The following is a 26,182-nucleotide window of genomic DNA, read 5'->3' on the forward strand; positions in this document are numbered from 1 at the left end:
CAGGACGCCGGTTCAGGCCGCGGTGAGACCCAGCGCCACGCGGCGATGGAAACGCCAGGTCATCAGCAGGGCCGCGACGAAGAGGCCCGCGGCAAGACCGGTCCAGATGCCGGGGCCCCCGAGATGAAGCGTGAAGCCGAGGACATAGGCCACCGGCATGCCGATGGCCCAGTAGCTGAACACGGCCATCAGCATGGGCACCCGCGTGTCCTTCAGGCCGCGCAGCAATCCCGCCGCCATGACCTGCACCGCGTCGAAGATCTGGAAGGCGGCGGCGACGGCCAGGAGCGGGATGCCGACGGCCAGCACCGCTGCGGCGTCCGGATTGCCCCTGTCGATGTAGAGCGCGATGAGGGCCGTCGGCGCAAGGAAGAACAGGAGCGCGCCGAGGACGGCGATCACCGCGGCCAGCGCAAGGCCCGTATGGGCGGCGCGCCCGAGCCTGGCCCAGTCCTCGGCGCCATGGGCCCGGCCGACCAGCACGGTGGCGGCGTTGGAGAGTCCGAGCGGCACCATGAAGGCGATCGAGGCGAGTTGCAGCGCGATGCCGTGCGCGGCCAGCGCGATCGCGCCCAGCCAGCCCATCATGACCGACGCCGCGGCGAACAGGCCGACCTCGGCGATGATCGTCGTCGAGATCGGCCAGCCGAGCCGCAGCACCTCGACGAAGGCCGGCCAGTCCGGCCGCCAGAAGCGGACGTAGAGTTCGTAGCGCTTCAGTCCGGGGCTGAGCGCGGTGTAGATGATGAGGATGGCGCACATCGCGATGTTGGTGGCGAGGGAGGCGATGGCCGCGCCCTGCATGCCGAGCGCCGGCAGGCCGAAATGGCCGAAGATCAGGAGGTAGTCGGCGAGCGCGTTGATGAGCGCGCCGATCAGCGTGATGACGAGGACGACATGGGCGCGGTCGAGCACGCTGAGATAGGATCGCAGCCCGACGATCGCCAGCGCCGGAAACATCGACCATTGCAGCACCCGCATGAAGGTGCCGGCAAGCGCGGCGATCTCCGCGTCCTGGCCGAGCGCCAGGAGGATGGCGTCCATGTGCCAGAGCGGTACCATGGCAAGGGCAGCATAGGCGAGGATCACCCACAGCCCCATGCGCACCGATCGCCTGACGCCGCGGATGTCGCCGCGACCGGCGGCATTGGCCGCGACCGGCATGACCGCCTGGGCAAAGCCCGCGCCGAACATCCAGAACAGAAAGAAGCCCTGCGTCGCCAGCACGGCGGCGGCCAGCGGCTTCGGCCCGAGCCAGCCGATCATCACCGTGTCGGTGACGTTGATCGACATCTGCGCCAGCTGGACGCCCACCAGCGGCAGGCCCAGGCGCAGCATCGCGCCGAGATGCGATCCCCAGGACAGGCCGGGGGACGTCGGGAGCTGACGGCTATCGGGCGAACGCAGGGCGTCCATGCAGGCCTCGGGCGTTGGGAGGAAAGCGGCGGATCACGACCCGTCTTGCGGCCTGGGTTAGGGGCCTGTGCCGGGCTTGTCCACCCCAGCGGTGCCTGCCGGGCGCGCCCGCCGCCCCGGTTTGCGGAACGGATGTCGCCGCCGCCGCCTTACCTCCAGGCTGGCGCACCGCGCGCCCCGACTGGAATGGAAAATTGCATGCACGCTCCCCTGCACCCTCTCCTCTATGCGCCCGACTGCGAGATGCTCGAGCCGGACGAAGCTGAGACCGCGGCGGCGATCGTCGAGACGCTACGGTCGATCATGGAGACCACCTCGGCCGACTATGGCCACGCCGTGCGCAGTGTCCACGCCAAGAGCCATGGGATCTTGCGCGGCGAATTGCGGATATCGGACATATTGCCGCCGGAACTCGCCGAGGGCCTGTTCGCCCATGCCGCCACCTATCCCGTGGTGCTGCGCTTCTCCACTAATCCCGGCGACATTCTCGACGATTCGATCTCGGTGCCGCGGGGCCTCGCGATCAAGGTCGTCGGCGTCGAGGGCGAGCGGCTCGAGGGATCGGACGGTTCGGTGCAGGACTTCGTCATGGTCAACGGGCCTGCCTTCCTCTCGCCCGATGCCAAGGGGTTCCTGCGCAGCCTCAAGCTTCTTGCCGGGACGACCGACGCGCCGCAGGTCCTGAAAAAGGTCGTCTCGGCCGCCCTGCGCGGGGCCGAGAGCCTGGTCGAAGCGGTCGGCGGGCAGAGCGGCACCCTGAAAGCGCTGGGCGGTCACCCCAACACGCACATTCTCGGTGAGACCTTCTACACCCAGGCGCCGATCCGCTACGGACGCTATGTCGCTAAACTGTCGGTCGCGCCCGTTAGCGCCAACCTGACGGCCCTCAAGGATGCCAGGATCGCTGTCGCCGGCCATGAGAACGCCCTGCGCGAGGCCGTCGACGCCTTCTTCGCCACCAACCGGGCGGAGTGGGACCTGCGCGTCCAGCTCCTGACCAACGCCGAGACCATGCCGATCGAGGATTGCTCGGTGCCCTGGCCCGAGGACGAAAGCCCTTTCCTCCCCGTCGGGCGGATCACGGTGCTGCCGCAGCCCGGCTGGAACGAAGCGCGCTCGCGCGCCGTCGACGACGGCATGTCGTTCTCGCCGTGGAACGGCCTTGCGGCGCATCGCCCGCTCGGCTCGATCATGCGGTGCCGCAAACCGGCCTATGACATGTCGGCGGATTTTCGCGCGCGCTTCAACGGCTGTCCGATCCACCAGCCCGCTTCGGCCGGCGATCTCGATCTCTGACAACGGAGCCGGCCGATGGCCTATGATCTCTATTACTGGCCAGGCCTGCCGGGGCGCGGCGAGTACGTCCGTCTTGTTCTCGAGGCGGCCGGCGCCCCCTACCGCGACGTGGCGCGCCTGGAAGGGCAGGGTTGCGGCATCGAAGCGATGTTTGCCTTGATGCGCGACGGCCATCACGGAGCCGTGCCGCTGGCGCCGCCTTTCCTCGTCGACGGTGCGACGCTCGTCTCGCAGGCGGCAATTGTTGCCGCCTATATCGGGGAGCGGCACGCACTCGCGCCGGAGGACGAGGCCGGCCGGCAGTTCGCCAGGAGCATTGCGGCGACGACGGCGGATTTCGTCGCCGAGGCGCACGACACGCACCATCCCGTCGGCACCACGCTCTACTATGAGGACCAGAAGCCGGAAGCGCTCCGGCGCGCGGTCGAGTTTCGCGAGCAACGCATGCCGAAATTCCTCGGCTGGTACGAGAACCTGTTGCGGCTGAATTCCGCCGGCTGGCTCGCCGGCGGGCGCATGAGCTATGCCGATCTCGGCCTTTTCCAGACCATCGAGGGGCTGCGCTACGCCTTTCCCCGGCGTCTCCAGGCGATCGCCGGCGACACGCCCGCGGTGATGGACCTTGCGGCCCGCATCGCCGCCCACCCGGCGCTCGCCGACTATCTCGGCAGCGACCGCCGCCTCGCCTTCAACGAGGACGGCATTTTTCGCCGCTATCTCGAACTCGACGCGGACTGATCCTGCAGCGGGGCCAGGAGACGGCTGAAAAGCCTGGCGCCGGGCATCAGGCTTGTCGAAAGCGGCCTAGTTGGCGAGCTTGTTGGCGAAGAGGGCGAGCGCCTTCTGGTAGACGCCGGCGCTGTTCCATTCACCGAAAACAGCGTTGTTCGCCTCGCCCGGCATGTAGCCGGCCCCTGCGCGCCAGCCCTTGGCCTTCAGAAAATTGGCGGTCGAGGCGAGCACGTCGGCCTTGGAACGGATCAGGTCGCGGTGCCCGTCGCCGTCACCGTCGACGGCAAAGCGCAGATAGTTCTTGGCGAGGAACTGCGTCTGTCCGATTTCGCCGGCCCACGCGCCACGCATGGCGCTCGCGGGCATGTCGCCGCGGTCGACGATTTCGAGCGCCGACAGAAGCTCCTCGGTGAAGAAGGCCGAGCGCCGGCAGTCGTAGGACAAGGTCGCCAGCGAGCGAAAGATGTTCATGTTTCCGGAATTGGCGCCGAAGCCGGTTTCCATGCCCCAGATGGCCACCAGCACCTCGCCCTGGACGCCGTAGCGCTTCTCGATCGAGCTCAGCAGTTTCGCGTTCTGCGCGATGATCTTCTTGCCCTTGGAGACGAAGGAGGCCGGGGCGCGGCGCTCCATGAACTGGTCGAGCGACAGCTTGAAGCTCTTCTGGTTGCGATCGAGGCTGATCACTTTCTTGTCGTAGGAGACGCCGCCGAGGGCCGACTCTATGGTGCGCGCCGAGACGCCGGCGGCGCGGGCCTCGCTCTTGAATTCCTCCAGCCAGCCGGGGAAGCCGCCGGCGTTGTTGCCGCAGGTGGCGGCCGAGGCAGGCGTCGAGGCGATCGCGCCGACAAAGCCGGCGGCAATCAGAAGGGCCTTGGCGGCCTTGGCGATGGTCGTCATGAAGTTTCCTTTGTTCGTTGATCCGAGATGCCGAAGCACCGCACTGCCATGGGTTTGTGGCGCTTCTGCCACCCTCCCCGCGATAATACCACCACTCTGTTACCGGTGTCTCACCTCCGGCGGCTTGCCTGCGAGGGCAGGACGGTCCGGGAGGGAACCGGTCGGCCGGCGAGTGTTGCCGGAACGGCTTGGGCTGCAACGTTCTCACGGCGAACTGCATGCACCGCCATGGACGCGCCATTCCTGCCACCCGCCGTCCGATTTCCGCCGCCGACGAACACCGGCCAGCGCTCCGACAGGAAGATAACAACTCCTTATAATAGATGATCTCTGCTTTTGCGATAATCCCTGTGGGCAGACGTAAAGTATTGACGTCTCGTTAATTTGTGATTCAGTCGTGAAGTCGGCGTGTCGATTCGCCGCAAGAGGAATTCCGTTCATGCAACAACTCCTCCGCACGGCGCTGCAGCACGTCCCCGGCATCATTTTCGCCAGGAATGCCAGCGGCAGGATCGTCTATGGCAACGACGATTTCCTTGAGCTGTTTGCTCCGTCGACCCGCAAGAAGATTACCGATCCGACGCAGGAAGAGAACAGCATTCCGGAAAACCTGACGTTCTTTTTGTCCGATGACTTGCATGCCACCGCGAGGAACCATGCCGATATGGTCTACAGCATCAGCGACTGGACCGGGCGGGTGCGCCGGCTGCGGGTCCGCCGCCGCCCCTTCGAATTGCCGGGCGAAACCTTCCTCTTGGTGATTGCCACGGACGTCGTCGAACTCGAGGCGCGGGAGGCCGAACTCGTCAGGGCCGCGGCCCGGCTTCGGGAATGGGCTTCCGTCGCGTCGCACGATCTGCGCTCGCCGATCGGCTCCTACGTCACCGCCATATCGATGATCCAGAACGACCGCGAGAACGTCCTCAGTGCGCAGACGCAGCAGTATCTCGAGCTCATTTCCGCCAGCGCTTCAAGCGTCGTGCAGCAACTCAGCGCGATGATCGTGCGCGAGCGAGGCGATGCGCAGCTCGATGCCGTGACCCTCGGCTGCGACCTGAACCTGGCGCTCGCCGAGGTGCGGGCCGCCATCGCGGCGCAGCTCGCGCAGAGCCGGGTCGTCCTGCACGCGGCGCGGATGCCGACCATCGCGGGCGACCGCGCTGCCTTCCGGCGCGTGTTCCAGGCGCTCTTCGAGAACTGCATCCGCCGCCGCGCAGAGGATAATTCCCGCATCGTCCTGCGCTACGAGCGCGGCGCCAGCGAGCATTGCCTGTCGGTCGAGGACAATGGCCGTGTCATGGGAACGGAGATGCAGGAGGCGCTCTGCCGGCCGTTCGACGAGGGTGCTCCCGTCGGCCGCGTCATCGGCCTTGTCGACTGCCAGCGCGCCGTTGCCCGCGATGGCGGCCGGATCGCGGTGGATCAGCAGTTTCGCGGCGGCTGCCGCGTCGTCGTCCATGTCCCGGTCGTCTCGGCCGCCGGCACCCTTTTCCACGCCGCCGGCCAGAGGGCGTGAGGGCCTGGAAGCGTTGCCGCTAAGGCGGGATGGCTTTTCTTCGAATCGCCAAGCCGCTTTCGTTCTTTGATTCCGCTTGATCTCTTTCCGAAAGCCGGAAGCCACCTTTCGGGATCATGCTCTATGCCGGGACGTGCGTGACGACGAGCAGCACGTAGCCGAAATGGGTGAGCTGGTGCGCCATCTGGTCCGCGCCGAGCGCCCACCAGAAGCGCGGCTCGTTCATCGCCATGCGCGTCGTCGCGCGTGCCTTGACCCGGTCGATCCCGGCGTGCAGGCCGAAGTCGACGATCGCCAGCCAGAACAGCGCCGGCGCTGCCAAGAGGACGATCAGCAGCGTTCCCGCCGCATGCGTCGCCGCATGGGCGAGGAGCGGGGGCAGCCAGCTCTCGTGCCGGCACTTCCCCTTCGCCATCCAGGTCGTCTGCAGCAGGAAATCGCAGACGAACTGTTTTGCGGCAAAGGCGAGATAGAGGACGACGAGGGTCTGCAGGGGGATCAGCACCAGTCCGGCTCCGACCGCGGAACTGCGGCGGGAAACAGTCGCGCCAAAACACTAAAGTTGCATTGAGCCGCGTCTCGTCGCATGGAGCGAACCTTTCCGGACGCGCCGAAGGATGACGACCCGATGCCAACACCCGTCGCTTCCCCGGTAGGACAGCGAAAGCGGCTCCTGTCCGCCCAGAGCCTTGGCGCCGCGATCATGCTCGGCGCCATGCTGATGTTCTCCCTGAACGACACCATGGGCAAGTGGCTTGTGGCCACCTATCCCGTCGGCGAACTGCTCCTGCTGCGCAGCGCTGCCGGCCTCCTCTTCCTGACGCCCTTCCTGCTGCGGCTTGAACGCGGGGCGCTGTTCCACGTCGAGCGGCCGAAGACGCAGGCGCTGCGCGTCTTCTGCTCGACCGCCGAAGTCATCTGCTTCTATGCCGCCGTGGCGACCTTGCCGCTGGCCGACGTCATGACCTACTGGCTGGCCGCGCCGATCTACGTCGCGGCGCTGTCGCCGCTGATGCTGGGCGAGCGCGTCGGCTGGCGCCGCTGGGCGGCGATCGGCGTCGGCTTCCTCGGCGTCGTCGTCGCGCTCGACCCGTCGGCGGCGACGTTGACCCTGCCGGCGCTGATCTCCGTCGTCGGCAGCTTTCTCTTCGCCCTGACGATGGTCTACGGCCGCCAGCTGCGCGGGACGCCCGACACCGTCCTCGTCTTCTGGCACATCGCCGGCGCGGCCGTCGCCGGTCTCGTCACCGTCCCCTTCGCCTGGGTGACGCCGGACCTTCCGGACTTCCTGATGCTGAGCCTTCTCGGCGTCGTCGCCATGCTCGCCCATATCGGCGTCAACCGCGCCCTGAAGCTCGCCGACGCGGCGACCGTGGCGCCCCTCCAATACACGCTCCTGTTCTGGGCGATCCTCTTCGGCTGGCTGTTCTTCGGCGAGGTGCCGAGGACGACGACGATGATCGGCGCGGCGATCATCGTCGCCTCCGGTCTCTACATCGTCTGGCGCGAGCGCCAGCTCGGCCGCGAGCCGGTACCGCTCGATCCCTCATGAAGGGCCGGCGCTGCCCTTGACGGCAGCAGCCAGGCGTCGGAGCATCGGCCAGGCACAGCATCGCCGCCCATTCAGCTATCCGGAATGCGGCGTCGCCGCCGACGGCAATCTGCCGCAGCTGTGTCCCGGCAATTGACCTCCGCTAAAAAATATTAAATATTCTTCCCAGCGTCGGCGACTCTCGGGAAACCTGAAGGGCGCCCTTTGGCGTAAGGGCAAGGCGGTGGCGGGGAGGAACCCGGCCGCGCCATGCACACCGAAATCGATCATCCTGGGAGGGATACCATGACTTCTCGACTGACGTCGTCGCTGCTCGCAGCTGTCGCGCTCACCGTTCTGGCCGGCGCTGCCGGTGCGCAGGAAGCATCCGACAAAACCTTCGCTCTGTCCAACAACTATGCCGGCAATTCCTGGCGTCAGGCGATGATCAAGAGCTGGGAGACCGGCACCAAGGCCGCCGTCGAGGCAGGCGCCGCCAAGGCCGCCGACGCCTTCACGACAGGCGAGAACTCGCCGACCGAGCAGGCCGCGCAGCTGCAGAACCTGATCCTGCAGGGCTACAACGCCATCGTCCTCAACGCCGCCTCGCCGAGCGCCCTCAACGGTGCGGTGAAAGAAGCCTGCGACGCCGGCATCACCGTCGTCTCCTTCGACGGCGTCGTCACCGAGCCCTGCGCCTGGCGCGTCGCGGTCGACTTCAAGAAGATGGGCGTCGACCAGATCGACTATCTCGCCACGCGCTATCCCGACGGCGGCAACCTCCTCGAGATCCGCGGCCTTGCCGGGACCTCGGTGGACGACGAGATCCATGCCGGTCTCCTCGAGGGCATCGCCAAGCACCCGAAGTTCAAGATCGTCCGCGAGGTCCAGGGCGACTGGACGCAGACCGTGGCGCAGAAGTCGGTGGCGAGCGTCTTGCCGAGCCTGCCCGAGATCGTCGGCGTGGTGACGCAGGGCGGCGACGGCTACGGCGCGGCGCAGGCTTTCGAGGCGGCCGGCAAGCCGCTGCCGACGATCATCATGGGCAACCGCCAGGACGAGCTCGCCTGGTGGAAGGAGCAGAAGGACAAGAACGGCTACGAGACCTTCTCGCAGTCGATCGCGCCGGGCGTCTCGACGCTCGCCTTCTGGGTCGCCAAGGAGATCCTCGATGGCACCGAGGTGCCGAAGGATCTCAGCGTCCCGACGCTCCGGATCGACCAGGACGGCCTCGAAAAGGGCCTGGAGATGACCCCGGAAGGCGGCGTCACCAATGTCGAGTACACCGAGGAAGAGGCCAAGGCGGTGATCGCCGGGAAGTAAGCCTTCCTCGCGCGCTTCATCTCCCCGCAACACTGCCACCCTCATCCTGAGCCTGTCGAAGGACGGGGGTGGTCGGCACGGCGGGGACGCTGCTTCTTCGCCCCTCTGGGGAGAAGTGGCCGGCAGGCCGATGCGGGGAGCGCCGACGGCGCCTGGCGATCCCTGGCCCGTCTCCGCTTTCAGCGACGACGGCTTCGCCGCCCTCATCCCGCTGCCGCGACCTTCTCCCCGTTGGGGAGAAGAATGCAGCTGACGCCCATCGGAATTTCCAGGCCCATGACCGCATCCCGCGCCCTGTCCCCCGCCCCCCTCATCACCCTTGCCCGCGTCACCAAGTCCTATGGTGCGGTCAAGGCGCTCGGCGGCGTCGATCTGACCATCGCGCCCGGCGAATGCCTCGGGCTCGTCGGCCACAATGGTGCCGGCAAGTCGACGCTGATGCAGATCCTTGCGGGGACGCTGACGCATGACGAGGGAACACTGGCGGCGGCCGGCAACCCGACCTCCGCCTTCTCCGTCTCGGCCGCCCATGCCGCCGGCATCCGCTGCGTCTTCCAGGAGCTTTCGCTCTGCCCGAACCTCACGGTCGCGGAGAACACGCGGCTGCGCCATCCCGGGCTGAAGGGGTTTGGCTGGCGCAAGCCGGCGGGCGCCTTGATCGCCGCGACGCTGTCGGAAATCTTTCCCGGCCACACCATCCGCCCCGACGACCTCGTCGCCGATCTCGAACTCGGCGAACGCCAGATGGTCGAGATCGCGATGAATTTCACCGCCACCGGCGACCGGCCGCGGCTGGTGATCCTCGACGAGCCGACCTCCTCGCTCGACCATTCCGTTGCCGCCCAGCTTCTCGCCCATGTCCGGCGCTTCGTCGCCACGGGCGGCAGCGTCATCCTCATTTCGCACATTCTCGGCGACATCCTCGGCACCTCCGACCGCATCGTCGTGATGCGCGACGGGCGCGTCGTCGCCGAGCGGCCGGCGGCCGAATTCGACCGCGCGGCGCTTGTCGCCGCGATGGGCCATGTCGCCGAGACCGCGCCGGAAACGGACGGCGCGGCCGTGACGGCGGCGCATCCCGCCGGACGGCCGATCGTCGAGGCGCGGCCGCCGCGCCAGCGCGGAACGCGCGCGCTCACCCTCTATCCCGGCCAGATCGTCGGCCTTGCGGGTCTCGCCGGGCACGGCCAGACGGCGCTGCTCCGGCTGATCCAGAACGCCGCCGGCACCGCGTCGCGCTATGCCACGGTCGAGGGCAGCGTCGCCTTCGTCGCCGGCGATCGCCAGGCCGACGGCGTCTTCCCGCTCTGGTCGATCGGCCAGAACGTCACCATCCGCTCGCTCGGTGCCCTGTCGCGCTTCGGCCTGATCGATGGGCGCCGCGAGCGCGCGGTCGAGACGGCGGCGCGCGAGACCTTTCAGATCAAGACGCCTGACATGGACGACAACATCCTCACCCTCTCCGGCGGCAACCAGCAGAAGGCGCTGTTTGCCCGCGCGCTCGCCTCGGACGCCGCGATCATCGCCATGGACGACCCGATGCGCGGCGTCGACGTCGGCACCAAGCGCGAGGTCTATGCCCGCATCGCCGAGGAGGCCGCCAAGGGCCGCGCCTTCCTCTGGTACACCACCGAATTCGACGAGCTCCTCAACTGCAGCCATGTCTACGTCTTCCGCTCCGGCGAGATCGTCGCCGACCTCGCGCGCGGCGAATTGACGGAGGAAAAGGTGCTGCAATCCTCCTTCGAGGAGACGGCGGATGCCTGAGGCTTTGGTGTTGCAGCGGGGCGCCCACCCCCCTCTGTCCTGCCGGACATCTCCCCCTCAAGGGGGGAGATCGGCTTGTCCGGAAAGGGTATCGCCATCGACGCGCCTGATCTCCCCCCTTGAGGGGGAGATGCCGGCAGGCAGAGGGGGGTGTGCAGCACTTCCGCCGGCGTGCTTGCTCCCGACAGCCGAAACGCTCGGAATCCCCGCATGACCCGCGCCTCCTCCCGCATGCTGCGCTCGGCCGTGCCGGCGCTGTCCTTCGTGGTCATCCTCGCGGCGATCTTCGTCATCCAGCCCCGGGCGATGAGCTATGTCGGCATGAACCTGATGCTGAACCTCGCGCTGCCGATCGCCTTTGCCACCATCGCCCAGCTGTTCGTCCTCACCGTCGGTGATCTCGATCTGTCGATCGGCGGCTTCGTGTCGCTCGTCGCCTGCATCGCCGCGACCTGGCTGAACGACACGCCGCTTCTGGGTATCGCCGCGCTCCTCGCCTGCGTCGGCGTCTATGCCCTGCTCGGCGCGCTGATCCACTGGCGCAACCTGCCCTCGATCGTCGTCACGCTCGGCATGTCCTTCGTCTGGCTGGGCTGCGCCGTCCTGATCCTGCCGAGCCCGGGCGGCAGCGCCCCGGCCTGGCTGACGGCGATCGTCAAGTTCAAGACGCCCTATGTGCCGCTGTCGATCCTCGGCGCGGCGGTGCTGGCCGTCGTCGTCCATATCGCCCTGATGCGCTCGGCCGCCGGTGTCGTCCTGCGCGGGGCCGGCGGCAATGCCCAGGCCGTCGCGCGCGCCGGCTGGTCGCTCCTCAAGGTGAAGGTGACGATGTATGCGCTGGCCGGCGTGTTCGGCGTCCTGTCGGGCCTCGTTCTCGTCGGCACCACCACGTCCGCCGACGCCAACATCGCGCTGCGCTACACCCTGTTCTCGATCGCCGGGGCGATCCTCGGCGGCGCGGAGTTCACCGGCGGCCGGGTCTCGCCGATCGGCGCGGTTCTCGGCGCCCTGACGCTCGCCCTCGTCGGCTCGCTCCTCTCCTTCATGCGGATCTCCCCGGACTGGCAGATCGGCGCGCAGGGGATCATGCTGATCGCGGTGCTGGCGCTCAGAACCCTCGTCAACCGGCTGGAGGCGAGAGAAGCATGAGCGAGGCAACTCTCACCAAAAGCCTTGGCGTAAAGCGCCTCGGCCGCAGCTATCCCTTCCTCTTCTCCTTCGTCGGCGCCGCCGTGATCTTCGCCGTGACGCTCGTCGTCAACAGCTTCAACGGTGCCGGGCCGATCCTGACGGCGGCGCTGACATTTGGCGCCTTCACCGTGGTCGTCGGCCTCGGCCAGATGTTCGTCATCACCACCGGCCCCGGCAATATCGACCTGTCCGTGCCCTCGACCATCGCCTTTGCCGGCGCCGTGGCGATGAAGTTGATGGAAGGGCAGGACGGGCTGATCCTGCTCGGCCTTGCCGCCGCCCTCGGCGTCGGCCTCGGCGTCGGCGCCTTCAACTACCTGCTGATCCGGGCGCTGAAGATCCCGCCGATCATCGCGACGCTCTCGTCGAGCTTCATCATCCAGTCGCTCGCCATCGCCTATGGCCGCGGCCTGATGGTGAAGCCGCCGCCGCTGTTGGCCGAGATCGCCACCGGCCGCGTCGCCGGGCTGCCGATCGTCGCCCTCGTGGCGCTGGTGCTCAGCATCGTGATGGCCGTCGTCCTGCATCGCACGATCTACGGCCGCTCGGTCGCCGCCATCGGCCAGAACATCCGCGCCGCGGGTCTTGCGGGCGTTCGGGTCGACCGCGTCAGGCTTGCCACCTACGTCCTTTCGGCCATGCTGGCGGCGCTCTGCGGCACGCTTCTCGCCGGCTTCTCCGGCGGCGCGTCGCTGAACATGGGCGAGGAATATCTGCTCGCCTCGATCGCCGTCGTGGTCGTCGGCGGCTCGGCCGTCGCGGGCGGCGCGTCGAACGTCTCGGGCATCTGGGGCGCCGCGCTGTTCCTGACGCTGCTCGTGACCATGCTGAACACTTTTGGCGTCGGCGCGGGTGTGCGCCAGCTCCTCACGGGGCTGATCATCATCGCCGTCATCACCCTTGCCGGCGGGGGGAAGGGCAGGCGACACTAGACACTGCGGCAAGGGCTTAAGGCCTGCGCCGATCGGCGACCAATGAGAGCGGCCGGGAAACAAGGCCGGTGTTTCACGTGAGACAGGTGGAGGAAACAATGCGCATCAAGGAACCCTACGACATTCGTGACGAGCGTTTTGGCGCCATCGTCATGAACAATGTCGACCTGCACCAGCTGACGGACGAGTGCGCCTGGGCGGAAGGCCCGGTCTTCTTCGGCGACGGCAACTTTCTGCTCTGGAGCGACATCCCGACCAACCGCATCCTGCGCTGGATTCCCGGCGTCGGCACCTCGGTGTTCCGAGCCGATTCCGGCAATTCCAACGGCCACACGCGCGATCGTCAGGGCCGCCTCGTCTCCTGCGAGCACCGCAACCGCCGCGTCAGCCGCACGGAATATTCCGGCGCGGTGACCGTTCTCGCCGACCGTTTCGACGGCAAGCGCCTGAACTCGCCGAACGACGTCGTCGTGCGCCGTGACGGCTCGGTCTGGTTCACCGATCCGTCCTACGGCATCCTGTCGCAGTACGAAGGCGACCAGGCCGAGCCCGAGCAGCCCTGCCGCGGCGTCTACCGCATCGATCCCGCGGGCCGCGTCGACCGCGTCGTCGACGACTTCAACCAGCCGAACGGCCTCGCCTTCTCGCCGGACGAGCGGATCCTCTACATCGCCGATTCCGGCGCCAGCCACGACGGCAGCCTGCCGCGCCACATCCGCGCCTTCGACGTCTCGGAAGACGGCAGGCTCTCCAATGGCAGGGTGTTCTCGGAGATCGTCGACGCCGGCATTCCCGACGGCATCCGCGTCGACACGGCGGGCCGCGTCTGGTCGAGCGCCAGGGACGGCGTCCACTGCTTCTCGCCGGAGGGAACGCTGCTCGGCAAGATCCTGGTGCCGGAGACCGTCGCCAACCTCACCTTCGGCGGGCCCAAGAAGAACCAGCTCTTCATCGCCGCGACGCGCTCGATCTATTCGATCTTCGTCAACGCCGAAGGAGCGTGAGGGGAGAAAAGTCCGTCGCTCCGGGGCAAGACAAGGGCAAGGGAGAGGAGCAAGGCGCGAAGTGAAGGGCGCTCAGGCTTAAGAACTCGTCATCCCGGCCTTGAGCCGGGATCCATGCCGGAGCGCTCTCACTGCCAAATCGTTTCAGGAGGAAGGTCCACCGTTCTCGAACATGCGGCGTCTTGGCATGGATCCCGACTCAAGGCCGGGATCCATTCCAAACCATCTGAAACGAAGGCGCAGGGCGTCAGCCGTACCCACTCATCTCGTTCAGCGTGACGGCATGGGTCCCGAATCAAGTCCGGGATGACGAATTCTGAGAGGCCCGCGCGTCTCGCTCTCTTGCTGCCTCCCTCTCTCCGCACCAATGCCAAACAGCACGCCATGTCCGCCCACGCCACACCACCGCCAACCCGACATCGCATTGAGACGCCAGACCCTCGATCCTCCAACCGAAACGAGCCCGCCATGGCCACTCCCACCGTCCGCCTCGACACTGCCGACAACGTCGTCACCGCCCTGCGCCCGCTGGAGGCCGGGATCTTCGTCGAGACCGTCCAGACGCTCGCGATGATCCCGCGCGGCCACAAGGTGGCGACGCGGCCGATCGCGCGGGGCGAGGCGGTGGTGAAGTATGCGCAGGTGATCGGCTATGCCGCCGTCGACATTCCGGCCGGCGACCATGTCCACGTGCAGAACGTCGAGTTCCGCAACACGGTGCACGACTACCAGTTCTCGACCGATCTCAGGCCCGTCGCCATGGTGCCGGAGGCCGAGCGCGACACCTTCATGGGCTATGCCCGCGCCAACGGCACGGTCGGCACGCGCAACACCATCGCCATCCTCACCTCGGTGAACTGCTCGGCCACCGCCGCCCGCCAGATCGCCGCCGCCTTCGGCCCGGCGGAACTGGCGGCCTATCCGAACGTCGACGGCGTCGTCGCCTATGTCCACGGCACCGGCTGCGGCATGGCCGGCGACGGCGAGGGGTTCGACGCGCTGCAGCGGGTGATGTGGGGCTATGCCCGGCATCCCAATGTCGGCGGCGTGCTGATGGTCGGCCTGGGATGCGAGGTCAACCAGATCGACTGGCTGCTCGAGGCGAACGGCATCGAGAAGGGACCGCTGTTCCATGCCATGAACATCCAGGACGTCGCGGGTCTCCGGCGCACGATCGAGGTCGGCGTCGAGCGGGTCAAGGCGATGCTGCCGCTCGTCAACGAGGCCAGGCGCACGCCGTGCCCGGTGTCGGAGATCATGGTCGGCCTGCAGTGCGGCGGATCGGATGCCTGGTCGGGCATCACCGCCAACCCGGCGCTCGGCTATGCCTGCGACCTCCTCGTCGCGCAGGGCGGGACCGGCGTTCTCTCCGAGACGCCGGAGATCTACGGCGCCGAGCATCTCCTGACGCGCCGTGCGGTCGACGCAAAGGTCGGCACCAAGCTCGTCAAGCTGATCGACTGGTGGGAGGACTACACCGCCCGCAACAAGGGCTCGATGGACAACAATCCGAGCCCCGGCAACAAGAAGGGCGGTCTCACCACCATCCTCGAAAAGTCGCTCGGCGCCGCCGCCAAGGGCGGCACGTCGCCGCTGACCGGCGTCTTCAAATATGGCGAGCCGATCCGCACCAAGGGCTTCGTCTTCATGGATTCGCCGGGCTACGACCCGGCCTCGGTCACCGGCCAGATCGCGTCGGGCTGCAACATGATCGCCTTCACCACCGGCAGAGGCTCGGCCGCGGGCTACAAGCCGGCACCCTCGATCAAGATCGCCACCAATTCGGAAATGTACCGGCGGATGACCGAGGACATGGACGTCGATTGCGGCCGCATCGTCTCGGAAGGGCTCTCCATCGAGGAGTCCGGCCGCGAGATCTACGACCTGATCGTCCGCGTCGCCTCCGGCGAGCAGTCGAAGTCGGAAGCGCAGGGGCTCGGCGACTTCGAGTTCGTGCCCTGGCAGATCGGCGCGACCATGTAGCGGTGCCGGCGGACGGCTCGGAGCGCCTTGCCGCCGTGCCGTCTGCCGCATCGTCAGGGTGCCGATGGATCGATGCGGGGTCCGAGGCATTGATAGGCATTCATCCAAATGGAGATGCCCCGTGACCGACATGACTCTTGCCGACCTGTCCAAGAAGATGGCCGACATCGATTTTGCCATGCTGTCCACCCGCGCCGAGAACGGCGCCATCGCCGCCCGCCCGATGAGCAATAATGGCGACGTCGAGTATGACGGCGATTCCTGGTTCTTCACCTACGAGGAGGCCCATACCGTCGCCGACATCGAGCGCGATGCGAAGGTCGGCCTGTCCTTCCAGGGTGCCAAGAGCCTCCTCGGCAAGCCGCCGCTGTTCATCGCCGTCGAGGGCACGGCCGAGCTCATTCGCGACAAGGTGGCCTTCGCCGCGCATTGGACGAAGGACCTCGACTACTGGTTCGAGCAGGGCATCGACACGCCCAACATCGTGCTGATCAAGGTGAATGCCAGGCGCATCCACTATTGGAACGGCAAGGACGAGGGCGAGATCCGCCTCTGACGGCCTCGTCCCGTCGCGGCGATGCTGCGCCGAACACCGTTCCCGGGCCTGAAGGTTCGGGTTAGCGCTTCCTGCCGCGCGGCGCCGTGACCCGGTTGCCGCGCGGTCCCGTCTGCACCGGTGTGTTGGCGGTGTTCTCGCCCTGCAGCTTGCGCCAGCGCGTCAACCGGTCGGGATCGAGCACTCCTTCCCGGATCGCCGCCTGCACGGCGCAGCCGGGCTCGTGCGCATGCGTGCAGTCGCGAAACTTGCACCGCGGCGCGAGCTCGGTGATCTCGGCAAACAGTGTATCCAGTCCGTAGCCCGAGTCGGAGACGTGCAGCGTGCGCATGCCCGGCGTGTCGATGACCCAGCCGCCGCCGGCGATGGCGTGAAGCGAGCGCGCCGTGGTGGTGTGCCGGCCCTTGGCGTCCTGCTCGCGGATGCCACCCGTGACCTGCGGCGCCGCCATGCCGGGACCGGCGAGCGTGTTGACGAGCGTCGACTTGCCGACGCCGGACGAGCCGACGAGGGCGACCGTTCGGCCTTCGCCGCACCAGGGCGCCAGCACCGCCGGCGCGTCGTCGGCCCGCGGATTGATGAAGATGACCGGCAGCCCGCGTTGCAGCGCCCCCGCCTTCGTCCGATAGTCTTCCGCCGTCATGCCGGCTTCGCCGGCGTCATGCCCTGCTTCGGGTCCCGCCTGGCCGATCATGTCGGCCTTGGTCAGCAGGATCACCGGTTCCGTGCCGGCCTGGTTGGCGAGCGCCAGATAGCGCTCCAGGCGCGCCGGGTTGAAGTCGGCATTGCAGGAGGTGACGATGAACAGCGTGTCGACATTGGCGGCCGCCAGCTGCGGCTCGCCGGCGCCCCCGATGCGCCGCTCGAGGACGGTGCGCCGATCGAGCCGGCGGCGCAGCATCTGCGTTCCGGGATCGACGAGCACCCAGTCGCCGACGGCGTAGTCGCCGGTATTGGCATGCGGCGGCAGCACGAGGCGCACCGTCCCGCCGGGGCTCAGCGCGGTCAGCCGGGCGCGGTGGACATTGGCGATCCGGCGCGGGACGAGATCGGCATCCTCCGGCCCGAGCTGCGCCTCGAAGAATTCGGACCAGCCGAGGATGGCGGGCGAGAGCGGAACACCGTCGGGCGAAACGGGGGGGTCGGCAGGATCTGTCACGGCACGTCCATGTCTGAGGCAAGGAGCAGAAAGAACGCCCCGCCATCGTCGGTCGTTCGTCGGCGGGGTTCCGCCGGCGATCTCTGGCTATTTCGGTGCGAGCCCGCTGAGGGCCAGTACCTCGCCGACGAGATAGAGCGAGCCGCAGATCAGGAAACGCGGCGCGGGTTCGCTCTGCCAGTTCGTGCAGACGAGGCGGATGGCCTCCTCGACGCTGTCGCAGGGCTCGGCATCGAGGCCGGCCTCGATCGCCGCGTCGGCGAGGATGTCGGGATCGATCCCGGCGTCGGACGTCGACACCGGCACCGTGAAGACGTGGCGCACCATGCCCTTGAAGGCGGCGAAGAAGCCGAGCGGATCCTTCGTGTTGATCATGCCGACGATCAGGAACAGCGGCCGCTGCACCCTGTCCTCCATCTCGGCCACGGCCTCGGCGATGACGAGGCCGGCGCCGGGATTGTGGCCGCCGTCGAGCCAGATCTCGGTGCCCGGCACGGCCGCCCGCGCAAGCGGCCCGGCCGTCAGGCGCTGCAGCCGTCCTGGCCATTCCGCCGCGAGGATGCCGGTGGCGATGGCGGCGTCGCTCGGGTCGAAGCCGGCCGCCCGGAGTCCGGCGATGGCCACGGCGGCATTCGTCATCTGGTGGCGGCCGGGCAGGCGCGGCATCGGCAGGTCGAGGAGACCGTGGTCGTCCTGGTAGACCAGACGACCGTTCTCGGCGAACGCAAAGAAATCCTCGCCATAGAGGAGGAGCGGCGCTTTGGCCCGGACGGCGGCGGCACGAATGACCTCGGCGGCCACCGCCTCGCTCTGATGGCCGACGACGACCGGCACGCCGCGCTTGATGATCCCCGCCTTCTCCGCCGCGATGAGCTCGACGCGGTCGCCGAGAAAGGACTGGTGATCGAGCGAGATGGTGCTGATGACGCAGGCGGCGGGCGCCTCGATGACGTTTGTCGCGTCGAAGCGGCCGCCGAGGCCGACCTCGACCAGCGCCGCGTCGGCGGGATGCTCGGAAAACAACAGGAATGTCACGGCCGTCAGGATTTCGAAGACGGTGATCGGCTCGTCCGCATTGGCCCTGGCGACTCGCGCGATCGCTTCGGCCAGCACCGCGTCCTCCACGAGCCGCCCGCCGCCGACCTGGCCGAGACGGTAGCGTTCGTGCCAGTTGACGAGATGCGGCGAGGTGTGGGTGTGCACCGACTTGCCGTCGGCCTCGAGGATGGCGCGCGAGAAGGCGACGACCGATCCCTTGCCGTTGGTGCCGGCGACGTGCAGCACCGGCGGAAGCTGGCGCTGCGGATCGCCAAGGCGCGTCAGCAGCCGGCGGATCCGGTCGAGGGCGAGATCGAAACCCTTGGGATGCTTCAGCAGCAGCCGGTCGATCTCGGCAGCGGCGAGCCCCGTCATGGTCATGTCCTCGTCTGGTCCACCCTGAGCGTGATCGGGCGCAGGCGCCCCGGCAAGGCCGACCTCATGCCGCCTCGATCGCCTCGACGGGCATCTCGCTCGGCGCAGTGTCGACGTCGGCCAGGGGCGCCGCGGTCTTGGTCAGCAGCTTCAGGAGCCTCGCAATGGTGGATTTCATCTGGTGGCGATGGACGACCATGTCGACCATGCCGTGCTCCATCAGATATTCCGCCCGCTGGAACCCCTCGGGGAGCTTTTCGCGAATCGTCTGCTCGATGACGCGCTGCCCGGCAAAGCCGATGAGGGCGCCCGGCTCGGCGATATGGACGTCGCCCAGCATGGCGTAGGAGGCGGTGACGCCGCCGGTGGTCGGGTTGGTGAGGACGACGATGTAGGGAAGCTTTGCCTCCTTCACCATCTCGACCGCGACCGTGGTGCGCGGCAGCTGCATCAGCGACAGGATGCCCTCCTGCATGCGCGCGCCGCCGGAGCCGGCGAACAGCACCAGCGGCCGGTGCTCGGCGACCGCCGTCTCGGCCGCCGTGACGATGGCCTCGCCGGCGGCAAGGCCGAGCGAGCCGCCCATGAAGGAGAAATCCTGCACCGCCGCGACGATCGGCAGGCCCTCGATCGTGCCGGTGCCGACGAGGATGGAATCCTCCATGCCGGTCTTCGCCCGGCTGTCCTTCAGGCGGTCGGTATAGCGACGCTCGTCGCGAAATTTCAGCGGGTCGACCGCGACCTTCTTCAGCTCGATCGCGTGGACCGCACCGTCGTCGAGAAAATGCTTCAGCCGCTCGCGGGCGGAGATGCGCATGTGATGGCCCGAAGTCGGGATCACCCACTGATTGGCCTCGAGGTCCTTGTGAAAGACCATCTCGCCGGTCTCGGGACACTTGATCCAGAGATTCTCCGGCACTTCCGAGCGCGTCAGGAGGCTGGTGATCTTCGGGCGGACGTAGTTGGTGATCCAGTTCAAGCGGTTCTTCCCGTTTGGCGGAGCGAGCGGCGGCGGCAAGCCGGAGCGTTCATCGCCGTCACATGGCCTTTAATTCAGGCCTCTGCAAGGCTCGGCGCGCGCACGCCGCTGGCAAGCGCCCGGACGAGATCCAGCACGGCCTCCTTCGTCCCCGGCGTCGCGCGACCCTCCTCCAGCGTCGCCTCGATCGCCCCGATCAGCGCCGAGCCGACGACGACGCCGTCGGCAGCGTGGCCGATGGCGTTCGCCTGCTCGGGCGTGCGCACGCCGAAGCCGACGCAGACCGGAAGGTCCGTGTGGCGCTTGATCCGCGCCACCGCCGCGCCGACCTTGCCGGCATCGGGCGCGGCCGCCCCGGTGATGCCGGTGATCGAGACGTAGTAGACAAAGCCCGAGGTGTTGGCGAGGACGGCCGGCAGCCGCTTGTCGTCGGTCGTCGGCGTCGCCAGGCGGATGAAGTTGAGGCCCTGGGCGAGCGCCGGCAGGCAGAGCTCGTCGTCCATCTCCGGCGGCAGGTCGACGACGATGAGGCCGTCGACGCCGGCCGCCAGTGCCGCCGCGACGAAGGCGTCGACGCCGTAGACGTAGATCGGGTTGAAATAGCCCATCAGGATGATCGGCGTCGCCTGGTCGCCCTGGCGGAAGCGCGCGACGGTGGCGAGCGTCTTGCGCAGCGTCTCGCCGCCGTTCAACGCCCGAAGCCCCGCCTTCTGGATCGCCGGCCCGTCGGCCATGGGATCGGAGAAGGGCATGCCGAGCTCGATCAGGTCCGACCCCGCGGCCGGCAGGGCGGCCATGATGTCAAACGCGGTCTCGCCATCGGGATCGCCCGCCATCAGGAAGGTCACCAGCGCCGGGCGCCCCTCGGCCTTGAGGCTGGCGAAACGGTCTTCGATGCGTGTGGTCATTTTAAGCCATTGTCTGTAAAACTTGGAGATAACGGGATGTCTTGCGAAGCATAGGCAGGGTAGAGTCCGGCATCGGATCTGGACTAAAATGCATCACTTCGTTTCGTACAACTCTTACTGCATCAAGGGTTGAGCAGAACTGAGTTCTATCAATATTAAGAGGAAACGGATTTGGGATTATATCGACATTTTGGAAGATCCTAAGATACTGGCCAAATGTTAAATCATATACACTATTATATTTGTCAGTTAGATTCAAAATTTTGATTAGTGTAAAATTATCGCATTTTATCCATTTTTGTAAAATAATTCTTATTTGGCTTTCAATCTCATTAAGAAGCAAAAATGGCTCAGTAATCTGTTGAAACTGTAAGCTAAGATCAGTAGTTGTTACAATACCAGACAATGTCTGATCAGTATCTCTAACGAGAACGTATTCATTATCGATTACTTGTCGGATTGTGGAGAACAAATAGCTATTTTTATTGATGATAACTGCCGAATCCATAAAGTCCTTCACCGTCTTCCCGCCCACGCCTGACGCAAGGCGCTCTCCTATGGATCTCCACGAAATGATGCCCTTAATTTCACGGGGTGTTGTGAGCACTGGAAGCTGGGAAAAGTCGTGAGTCATCATTAATGTTACTGCTCGACCTATAGAGTCGTCAGGTGCAACCACTATCATTCTAGTTGACGCTGATGGAAGCGACCCAACACGTAGCAATGGGTCAGTAAAGTTAATTGAAGCTTGCTCAAAAACCGCCTCTACTGCGACTGATTCTTCAGATTTATCTGGTTTAAATAAGCAAATTTGAATTACATCGTCTATATACGTTTCCGTATAGTCAGGAACAGTAACTAAATTGTATGTATTTAAAAGGCTATTGATCCAAGCGACTTTGCTAGGCCCTCTGCGCTGCGCATCAAACCACCACAAAAATTCTCTGACCGTAATATCTACAGGCTCCGCACCGCCTTCCAAAGCTAATTGGACCTCTTCAAGGATCTCCTCCGAAGTTTCAAAATGATCATACGGTTTCGATAGACTGTACGACATCAGATCGCCATCCCGAGATGCTTCGCCACCGTGTGCACGTCCTTGTCTCCGCGGCCGCAGAGGTTCATCACGATGATCTGGTCGCGCCCCATCTTCGGCGCGCGCTTGATCACTTCGGCGAGCGCGTGCGCCGGCTCCAGCGCCGGGATGATGCCCTCGGTGCGGGTCAGCATCTTGAAGGCTTCGAGCGCTTCCGTGTCCATGATCGGCACGTATTCGACGCGGCCGGTATCCTTCAGCCAGGAATGCTCGGGCCCGATGCCGGGATAGTCGAGGCCGGCCGAGATCGAATGGCCCTCCTTGATCTGGCCGTCGCCGTCCTGCAGCAGATAGGTGCGGTTGCCGTGCAGGACGCCCGGTGAGCCGGCGGTCAAAGAGGCGCAGTGCTCCTCGCCGTCGAGCCCCTTGCCGCCCGCCTCGACACCGACGATCGCGACGTCCTTGTCGTCGAGGAAGGGGTGGAAGAGGCCGATGGCGTTCGAGCCGCCGCCGACGGCGGCGACGAGGAGATCCGGCAGCCTGCCTTCCATCTCCAGCATCTGCTCGCGCGCCTCGCGGCCGATCACCGACTGGAACTCGCGCACGAGCTCAGGGTACGGATGCGGGCCGGCGGCGGTGCCGATCAGATAGTAGGTCGAGTCGACATTGGTCACCCAGTCGCGCAGCGCCTCGTTCATCGCGTCCTTCAGCGTGCCGTGGCCCGACGTCACCGGCACCACCTCGGCGCCGAGCAGCTTCATGCGAAACACGTTCGGCGACTGCCGCTCGACATCGGTCGCGCCCATGTAGACGACGCAGGGAAAGCCGAAGCGCGCCGCGACCGTGGCGGCGGCAACGCCGTGCTGGCCGGCGCCCGTCTCGGCGATGATCCGCGTCTTGCCCATCTTGCGGGCGAGCAGGATCTGGCCGAGGCAGTTGTTGATCTTGTGGCTGCCGGTGTGGTTCAGCTCGTCGCGCTTGAAGTAGATCTTTGCGCCGCCGTCGAGTCCCTGCGCCGCCGCGACGCCGCGCAGTTCCTCCGTCAGTCGCTCGGCGTAGTAGAGCGGCGACGGGCGGCCGGTGTAGTGCTTGTTGAGATGGGCGACCTCGGCCAGGAATTCCGGGTCGACGCGCGCCTCGTTCCAGGCCTCTTCGAGTTCGAGGATCAGCGGCATCAGCGTCTCGGCGACGAAACGTCCGCCATAGATGCCGAAGCGGCCCTCTTCGTCGGGTCCGGCGCGGAAGGAATTCGGGGCTGGGGTCTGGTTCACGAGGCGCTCCGTTCCGGGTGCAGGCCTGCCCCGTTCATTCGGGCCTGATCCAGGGCGTCGAAGAAGCCGTGGATGAGGCCGGTGTCCTTGATGCCGGGGGCGCTTTCGACGCCCGACGACACGTCGAGTCCGGAAGGCTGCGTCCGGCTCAGCGCCTCGGCGATGTTGCCGGCATCGAGCCCTCCGGAGAGCATGTATTCGGCGCCAGCGTCAAGCGCGGCGAGAAGCGCCCAGTCGAAGGAAACGCCGTTGCCGCCGGGCAGGACCGAGCCTTTCGGTCGCTTGGCGTCGAGGAGAATCCGGTCGGCGATGCCGCGATAACGGTCGATCGTCTGGAGATCGCCGGCAGTGCCGATGGACAGCGCCTTCATCACGGGAATGCCGGTGCGCTGGCGGATCTCGGCGACCCGTTCGGGCGTCTCGTGGCCGTGCAGCTGGATCATGTCGGGCCGCACCCAGTCGGCGATCGCCTCGATCGTGGCATCGTCGGGATCGACGGTGACCACCACCAGCCTTGCAGGCGCCGCGACGCGAGGCCGCAGCGCGGCCATCTGCGCGACCGAAAGATGGCGCGGGCTCTTCTCGAAATGGATGAAGCCGACATGGCTCGCACCCCGTTCGAGCGCCGCTGCAATGGTCTCCGGCGTCCTCAGCCCGCAGATCTTGATGTCGAGAGGGGTCATGGCGAGCCACTGGTCTGTTCTTCGGCCTGCGTCAGGCCCGATATATCGAGAATGCCGTCCAAAGTGTCGAAACGGCGGTGCCAGTCGTGGTGGCGGGCGGGGTCTATCCTGTCGCAGAGCGACGGAGCGCGCGCAACATAGTCCAGCGCCAGCGCCCGGGTCACTTCCTTGTCATAGCGGAAGATAGCGGCGTAGATATCGAAGTACAGCTTGACGAGTTCGGCATTCTGGCTGCCGAGCGTCAGCGCCGCCGTGGCGAAGCTCTCCGGCGAGGGCGGCACCTTGAACCGCCCCATGAAGGCGTCAGCCACCATGTTCCAGCCGGCATAGACGAGCACGCGCGGGTCAATGTCCGGCTGCGCATGGCCCGCCAGCTTCGCACCGGCGACCGTCTCGACGTCGCGTCGGTTGAGCACCTTCGTCACGGCCTCGAACATCCTGACGCGGGTCAGGTCGCGAAAGCGCCGCGCGTCAAATTCGGCGAAGGGCGTGGTGACCTTTGACAGCCGCAGCCTGCCGCCCGCGCGGCCATAGGCCAGGGCGGTCATCCCGGCAGCGTAGATCGCCAGCCCAGCGATGAGAGCTTGCCACACGGTCGGCCTCCCGGTCCCGGTCGAGCCACGACTATAGACCTGACGCTGCGTCAGTCAAAGACGATGGCGTGCAAGCCCGCGCCCTCGCGCTTCAGCCAGGCGCGCCCATGATCCATGTCGGGACAGAGATCCCGGCACAGCGCCCAGAACTTCGGGCCGTGGTTCATCTGGCGAAAATGCGCCACTTCGTGCGCGGCCAGGTAATCGAGCACGGCAGGCGGCGCCATGACGATGCGCCAGGAGAAGGCGAGCCGCCGGTCGGCCGTGCACGAGCCCCAGCGGCTGGTCGTGTCCTTCAGCGTCAGCGCCGCCGGCTTCAGCCCGACGGCGGCGGCGTGGCGATCGACGGCCCCCTGCAGGTCGCGCCGGGCCTCGCGCTTCAGCGCGTCGACGACCCGCCGGGCGAGATGCTGGGGATCGCCGCCGACATGCAGAACCGTTTCGCCCGGGCCCGTTTCGAAACGCGAGACGCGGTGGCCGGGCGCATGGGCAATCCGCAAGCTTCCGCCGCGAAACGGCAGCAGCGCGCCTTCGGCGATGCGCACCGGCGCCGGTGCGGCGCCGAGGCGGCTTTCGGCCCAGCCCTTGTGACGCTCGATGAAGTCCAGAATGACCTTTGCCGACATTCTGGGTGGAGCCGTGACGGAAAGCGTCGTCGCGCCTGGCGAGAGCCGCATGATCAGCCGCTTGGCGCGCGGATTGCGCCGGACGACGAGCGGCAGGCTCTGCGACGCGAACTCGACCATCGCCGGCAGCGTCTCGGGCTTGCCAGGCTTTGCTGGAGCCGGCGGACGGGTCAGGAAGGACGGTAGGCGCAGCGGCATGAGACCCGTTCGATTCGGCAGGACACCCGATTCAACCATGCCCACCACAAAAAAGCGACGGCGACCCGGAGGGCCGCCGTCACAAGCGTCAGTCTGCCGTTCCGCCGGAGGCGGGCAGTGCCGATCAACCGTCGATGGTCGTCCCGGTCGGGCCAGCCGCAGTGTTGCGGCGGGCCGACATGAAGCGGTCGAACTCCTCCTGGTCCTTGGCCCGGCGCAGTTCCCGCGCATAGGCCTCGAACTCGGCGCTCGCCTCCATCAGCCGGCGCCGCTCGGCGTCGAGCCGGGCAAGCTCCGTCTCGCGCCAGTCGTCGAAAGCGACGTTTCCGGTGCGGGGCGTGGCAAACGGCATGGAAGCGCCCGAGCGCTTCAGCCCGCCGAAGAACCGGTCGGTCGAACGATTGACGTCCGTCCGGAAGCTCTCGAGGCGCTCACCCCAGAGGATATAGGCGATCATGGCCAGTCCAAGCGGCCAGTAGATCATGAAGCCGACCACCATCAGACCAATGGTCGCCGGTGTCCAGGCTGGACGAATCAAGGCGTGCGAAGACATCAGTGCGCTTCCCTTTCAAGGAGACTGCGATGCACCAAGCATCGCGTGACTTTGAGATGGGAAGGATGAAATCCCGGCGCAAGAACATCGAAATATTTTTCGGCAGGTCTTGCGCCGGTTGGGTCTCTACAGTCTCCGCAAGGAGATAGGCTGCCGTGCCTGGACGTCAGGGCCTGCGCTGGCCACGCCGTGCGGGGGGCCGCCCCTTGAACCCCGCGCCACGCGGCGCCGTGGCGGACGGCGTCACTGGCGCGAGAGGGGGCTGAAGCGCCTCATCGAGGGCTGCAGTCGAGAGGGGCGCGACAGGCGTGTCGGCGACCTTCCCCGGCAGAACGTCCGCGGGGGTGACCGACGCCGGCGCGACGGATGCCAACAGCGCAGGTGTCGTGGGTGTCGTGGGCGTCGCGGCTGGCGGCGCGGAAACGGTCACGGCCGCCGTTGCGGGCTTCGCGCGGGCGACCTTCGGCGCCGCGGATCGTGCCGCGCGCAGAGCGGCGGCGGCGGGCGGCTTGGCGGCGGCAGTCGCCGGCGACTTGCCCTTGCGGCCGGCCGGCCGGTCCGCCGGCTTGTCCGTCCGCGGCGCAACAGTGGCAGCGGCAGGCTTTTTCGCCGCCTC

The 26,182-nt window shown here is 66.7% G+C and carries 24 protein-coding genes; 11 read left to right on the forward strand and 13 right to left on the reverse strand.

What is annotated here, in order from left to right:
- Positions 1-12 precede the first annotated feature (12 nt).
- Complete coding sequence (locus Sa4125_RS22270; protein WP_224001823.1) at positions 13-1,416, reverse strand: MATE family efflux transporter; 1,404 nt, start codon at positions 1,414-1,416, stop codon at positions 13-15.
- 198 nt (positions 1,417-1,614) lie between these two features.
- On the opposite strand from Sa4125_RS22270, the gene Sa4125_RS22275 reads away from it, so the two are divergent.
- Both Sa4125_RS22275 and Sa4125_RS22280 read left to right on the forward strand, forming a co-directional pair.
- On the forward strand, positions 1,615-2,712 hold the full coding sequence (locus Sa4125_RS22275) for a catalase family protein (RefSeq protein WP_224001825.1): 1,098 nt from the start codon (positions 1,615-1,617) through the stop codon (positions 2,710-2,712).
- Positions 2,713-2,727: 15 nt separating this feature from the next.
- Positions 2,728-3,450: a glutathione S-transferase gene (locus Sa4125_RS22280; RefSeq protein WP_224001827.1), complete on the forward strand. Its 723-nt coding sequence runs from the start codon at positions 2,728-2,730 to the stop codon at positions 3,448-3,450.
- A 66-nt stretch (positions 3,451-3,516) separates the two neighbouring features.
- Here Sa4125_RS22280 and Sa4125_RS22285 read toward each other — a convergent pair whose 3' ends face one another.
- Positions 3,517-4,344 (reverse strand): lytic murein transglycosylase, encoded by an 828-nt coding sequence (locus Sa4125_RS22285; RefSeq protein WP_224001829.1) that lies wholly within the window; start codon positions 4,342-4,344, stop codon positions 3,517-3,519.
- Positions 4,345-4,783: 439 nt separating this feature from the next.
- Between Sa4125_RS22285 and Sa4125_RS22290 the strand changes: the two genes are divergently transcribed.
- On the forward strand, positions 4,784-5,860 hold the full coding sequence (locus Sa4125_RS22290; protein ID WP_224001831.1) for an ATP-binding protein: 1,077 nt from the start codon (positions 4,784-4,786) through the stop codon (positions 5,858-5,860).
- 121 nt (positions 5,861-5,981) lie between these two features.
- Here Sa4125_RS22290 and Sa4125_RS22295 read toward each other — a convergent pair whose 3' ends face one another.
- A complete protein-coding gene (locus Sa4125_RS22295) occupies positions 5,982-6,365 on the reverse strand; it encodes a DUF3307 domain-containing protein (protein ID WP_224001833.1) in 384 nt (127 codons plus the stop codon).
- A gap of 198 nt (positions 6,366-6,563) precedes the next feature.
- Here Sa4125_RS22295 and Sa4125_RS22300 point away from each other — a divergent pair, with 198 nt between their 5' ends.
- The 8 genes from Sa4125_RS22300 (at position 6,564) to Sa4125_RS22335 (ending at position 16,147) form a co-directional block, all read left to right on the forward strand.
- Positions 6,564-7,412 carry a DMT family transporter gene (locus Sa4125_RS22300; protein WP_224008145.1) on the forward strand — a complete coding sequence of 283 codons (849 nt, stop codon included), beginning with the start codon at positions 6,564-6,566 and terminating at the stop codon, positions 7,410-7,412.
- A gap of 285 nt (positions 7,413-7,697) precedes the next feature.
- The gene (locus tag Sa4125_RS22305) at positions 7,698-8,714 is read left to right on the forward strand and encodes an ABC transporter substrate-binding protein (RefSeq protein ID WP_224001835.1); all 1,017 of its coding nucleotides are present in this window, start codon (positions 7,698-7,700) and stop codon (positions 8,712-8,714) included.
- A gap of 276 nt (positions 8,715-8,990) precedes the next feature.
- A complete protein-coding gene (locus Sa4125_RS22310) occupies positions 8,991-10,481 on the forward strand; it encodes a sugar ABC transporter ATP-binding protein (protein WP_224001837.1) in 1,491 nt (496 codons plus the stop codon).
- Positions 10,482-10,691: 210 nt separating this feature from the next.
- Positions 10,692-11,630, forward strand: a complete 939-nt coding sequence (locus Sa4125_RS22315) for an ABC transporter permease (RefSeq protein WP_224001840.1) — start codon at positions 10,692-10,694, stop codon at positions 11,628-11,630.
- A complete protein-coding gene (locus tag Sa4125_RS22320) occupies positions 11,627-12,604 on the forward strand; it encodes an ABC transporter permease (RefSeq protein ID WP_224001842.1) in 978 nt (325 codons plus the stop codon). The genes Sa4125_RS22315 and Sa4125_RS22320 overlap by 4 nt, the downstream gene beginning before the upstream one ends.
- 98 nt (positions 12,605-12,702) lie before the next feature.
- On the forward strand, positions 12,703-13,608 hold the full coding sequence (locus Sa4125_RS22325) for an SMP-30/gluconolactonase/LRE family protein (RefSeq protein WP_224001844.1): 906 nt from the start codon (positions 12,703-12,705) through the stop codon (positions 13,606-13,608).
- A 468-nt stretch (positions 13,609-14,076) separates the two neighbouring features.
- Positions 14,077-15,591: an altronate dehydratase family protein gene (locus tag Sa4125_RS22330; RefSeq protein WP_224001846.1), complete on the forward strand. Its 1,515-nt coding sequence runs from the start codon at positions 14,077-14,079 to the stop codon at positions 15,589-15,591.
- A 121-nt stretch (positions 15,592-15,712) separates the two neighbouring features.
- Positions 15,713-16,147: a pyridoxamine 5'-phosphate oxidase family protein gene (locus Sa4125_RS22335; RefSeq protein WP_224001848.1), complete on the forward strand. Its 435-nt coding sequence runs from the start codon at positions 15,713-15,715 to the stop codon at positions 16,145-16,147.
- 61 nt (positions 16,148-16,208) lie between these two features.
- Here the strand turns inward: Sa4125_RS22335 and rsgA are convergent, their stop codons facing one another.
- The 10 genes from rsgA to Sa4125_RS22385 form a co-directional block, all read right to left on the reverse strand.
- A complete protein-coding gene (gene rsgA, locus Sa4125_RS22340) occupies positions 16,209-17,306 on the reverse strand; it encodes a ribosome small subunit-dependent GTPase A (RefSeq protein ID WP_224001850.1) in 1,098 nt (365 codons plus the stop codon).
- A gap of 87 nt (positions 17,307-17,393) precedes the next feature.
- Positions 17,394-18,719, reverse strand: coding sequence for a folylpolyglutamate synthase/dihydrofolate synthase family protein (locus Sa4125_RS22345; RefSeq protein ID WP_224001852.1), 1,326 nt, complete (start codon positions 18,717-18,719; stop codon positions 17,394-17,396).
- Between the two features lie 64 nt (positions 18,720-18,783).
- On the reverse strand, positions 18,784-19,698 hold the full coding sequence (gene accD, locus Sa4125_RS22350) for an acetyl-CoA carboxylase, carboxyltransferase subunit beta (protein ID WP_224001855.1): 915 nt from the start codon (positions 19,696-19,698) through the stop codon (positions 18,784-18,786).
- A gap of 74 nt (positions 19,699-19,772) precedes the next feature.
- Positions 19,773-20,606 carry a tryptophan synthase subunit alpha gene (trpA, locus tag Sa4125_RS22355; RefSeq protein ID WP_224001857.1) on the reverse strand — a complete coding sequence of 278 codons (834 nt, stop codon included), beginning with the start codon at positions 20,604-20,606 and terminating at the stop codon, positions 19,773-19,775.
- A gap of 1 nt (position 20,607) precedes the next feature.
- Complete coding sequence (locus tag Sa4125_RS22360) at positions 20,608-21,663, reverse strand: CBS domain-containing protein (protein ID WP_224001866.1); 1,056 nt, start codon at positions 21,661-21,663, stop codon at positions 20,608-20,610.
- On the reverse strand, positions 21,663-22,913 hold the full coding sequence (trpB, locus tag Sa4125_RS22365) for a tryptophan synthase subunit beta (RefSeq protein ID WP_224001868.1): 1,251 nt from the start codon (positions 22,911-22,913) through the stop codon (positions 21,663-21,665). Before trpB ends, Sa4125_RS22360 begins: the two co-directional genes overlap by 1 nt.
- Positions 22,910-23,596 (reverse strand): phosphoribosylanthranilate isomerase, encoded by a 687-nt coding sequence (locus tag Sa4125_RS22370; RefSeq protein ID WP_224001870.1) that lies wholly within the window; start codon positions 23,594-23,596, stop codon positions 22,910-22,912. The genes trpB and Sa4125_RS22370 overlap by 4 nt, the downstream gene beginning before the upstream one ends.
- Positions 23,593-24,144: a hypothetical protein gene (locus tag Sa4125_RS22375; RefSeq protein ID WP_224001872.1), complete on the reverse strand. Its 552-nt coding sequence runs from the start codon at positions 24,142-24,144 to the stop codon at positions 23,593-23,595. The genes Sa4125_RS22370 and Sa4125_RS22375 overlap by 4 nt, the downstream gene beginning before the upstream one ends.
- A 95-nt stretch (positions 24,145-24,239) precedes the next feature.
- Positions 24,240-25,013, reverse strand: coding sequence for a SprT family zinc-dependent metalloprotease (locus tag Sa4125_RS22380; RefSeq protein WP_224001874.1), 774 nt, complete (start codon positions 25,011-25,013; stop codon positions 24,240-24,242).
- Between the two features lie 124 nt (positions 25,014-25,137).
- Positions 25,138-25,566: a DUF2852 domain-containing protein gene (locus Sa4125_RS22385; RefSeq protein WP_224001876.1), complete on the reverse strand. Its 429-nt coding sequence runs from the start codon at positions 25,564-25,566 to the stop codon at positions 25,138-25,140.
- Positions 25,567-26,182 lie beyond the last annotated feature (616 nt).

Origin of the sequence: Aureimonas sp. SA4125 (assembly GCF_019973775.1) — a bacterium.
Taxonomy (GTDB): domain Bacteria; phylum Pseudomonadota; class Alphaproteobacteria; order Rhizobiales; family Rhizobiaceae; genus Plantimonas.

Excerpts from the sequence above, each read along its gene's own strand:
- Sa4125_RS22375 (WP_224001872.1), bottom strand. The coding sequence starts at position 24,144 with ATGACCGCCCTGGCCTATGGCCGCGCGGGCGGCAGGCTGCGGCTGTCA.
- Sa4125_RS22360 (WP_224001866.1), bottom strand. The coding sequence starts at position 21,663 with ATGTCGTACAGTCTATCGAAACCGTATGATCATTTTGAAACTTCGGAG.
- Sa4125_RS22315 (WP_224001840.1), top strand. The coding sequence starts at position 10,692 with ATGACCCGCGCCTCCTCCCGCATGCTGCGCTCGGCCGTGCCGGCGCTG.
- Sa4125_RS22370 (WP_224001870.1), bottom strand. The coding sequence starts at position 23,596 with ATGACCCCTCTCGACATCAAGATCTGCGGGCTGAGGACGCCGGAGACC.
- Sa4125_RS22380 (WP_224001874.1), bottom strand. The coding sequence starts at position 25,013 with ATGCCGCTGCGCCTACCGTCCTTCCTGACCCGTCCGCCGGCTCCAGCA.
- Sa4125_RS22270 (WP_224001823.1), bottom strand. The coding sequence starts at position 1,416 with ATGGACGCCCTGCGTTCGCCCGATAGCCGTCAGCTCCCGACGTCCCCC.
- Sa4125_RS22285 (WP_224001829.1), bottom strand. The coding sequence starts at position 4,344 with ATGACGACCATCGCCAAGGCCGCCAAGGCCCTTCTGATTGCCGCCGGC.
- trpA (WP_224001857.1), bottom strand. The coding sequence starts at position 20,606 with ATGACCACACGCATCGAAGACCGTTTCGCCAGCCTCAAGGCCGAGGGG.
- Sa4125_RS22300 (WP_224008145.1), top strand. The coding sequence starts at position 6,564 with ATGCTCGGCGCCATGCTGATGTTCTCCCTGAACGACACCATGGGCAAG.
- Sa4125_RS22310 (WP_224001837.1), top strand. The coding sequence starts at position 8,991 with ATGACCGCATCCCGCGCCCTGTCCCCCGCCCCCCTCATCACCCTTGCC.
- Sa4125_RS22345 (WP_224001852.1), bottom strand. The coding sequence starts at position 18,719 with ATGACGGGGCTCGCCGCTGCCGAGATCGACCGGCTGCTGCTGAAGCAT.
- Sa4125_RS22290 (WP_224001831.1), top strand. The coding sequence starts at position 4,784 with ATGCAACAACTCCTCCGCACGGCGCTGCAGCACGTCCCCGGCATCATT.
- Sa4125_RS22385 (WP_224001876.1), bottom strand. The coding sequence starts at position 25,566 with ATGTCTTCGCACGCCTTGATTCGTCCAGCCTGGACACCGGCGACCATT.
- Sa4125_RS22325 (WP_224001844.1), top strand. The coding sequence starts at position 12,703 with ATGCGCATCAAGGAACCCTACGACATTCGTGACGAGCGTTTTGGCGCC.
- Sa4125_RS22320 (WP_224001842.1), top strand. The coding sequence starts at position 11,627 with ATGAGCGAGGCAACTCTCACCAAAAGCCTTGGCGTAAAGCGCCTCGGC.
- Sa4125_RS22330 (WP_224001846.1), top strand. The coding sequence starts at position 14,077 with ATGGCCACTCCCACCGTCCGCCTCGACACTGCCGACAACGTCGTCACC.
- Sa4125_RS22275 (WP_224001825.1), top strand. The coding sequence starts at position 1,615 with ATGCACGCTCCCCTGCACCCTCTCCTCTATGCGCCCGACTGCGAGATG.
- Sa4125_RS22280 (WP_224001827.1), top strand. The coding sequence starts at position 2,728 with ATGGCCTATGATCTCTATTACTGGCCAGGCCTGCCGGGGCGCGGCGAG.
- Sa4125_RS22305 (WP_224001835.1), top strand. The coding sequence starts at position 7,698 with ATGACTTCTCGACTGACGTCGTCGCTGCTCGCAGCTGTCGCGCTCACC.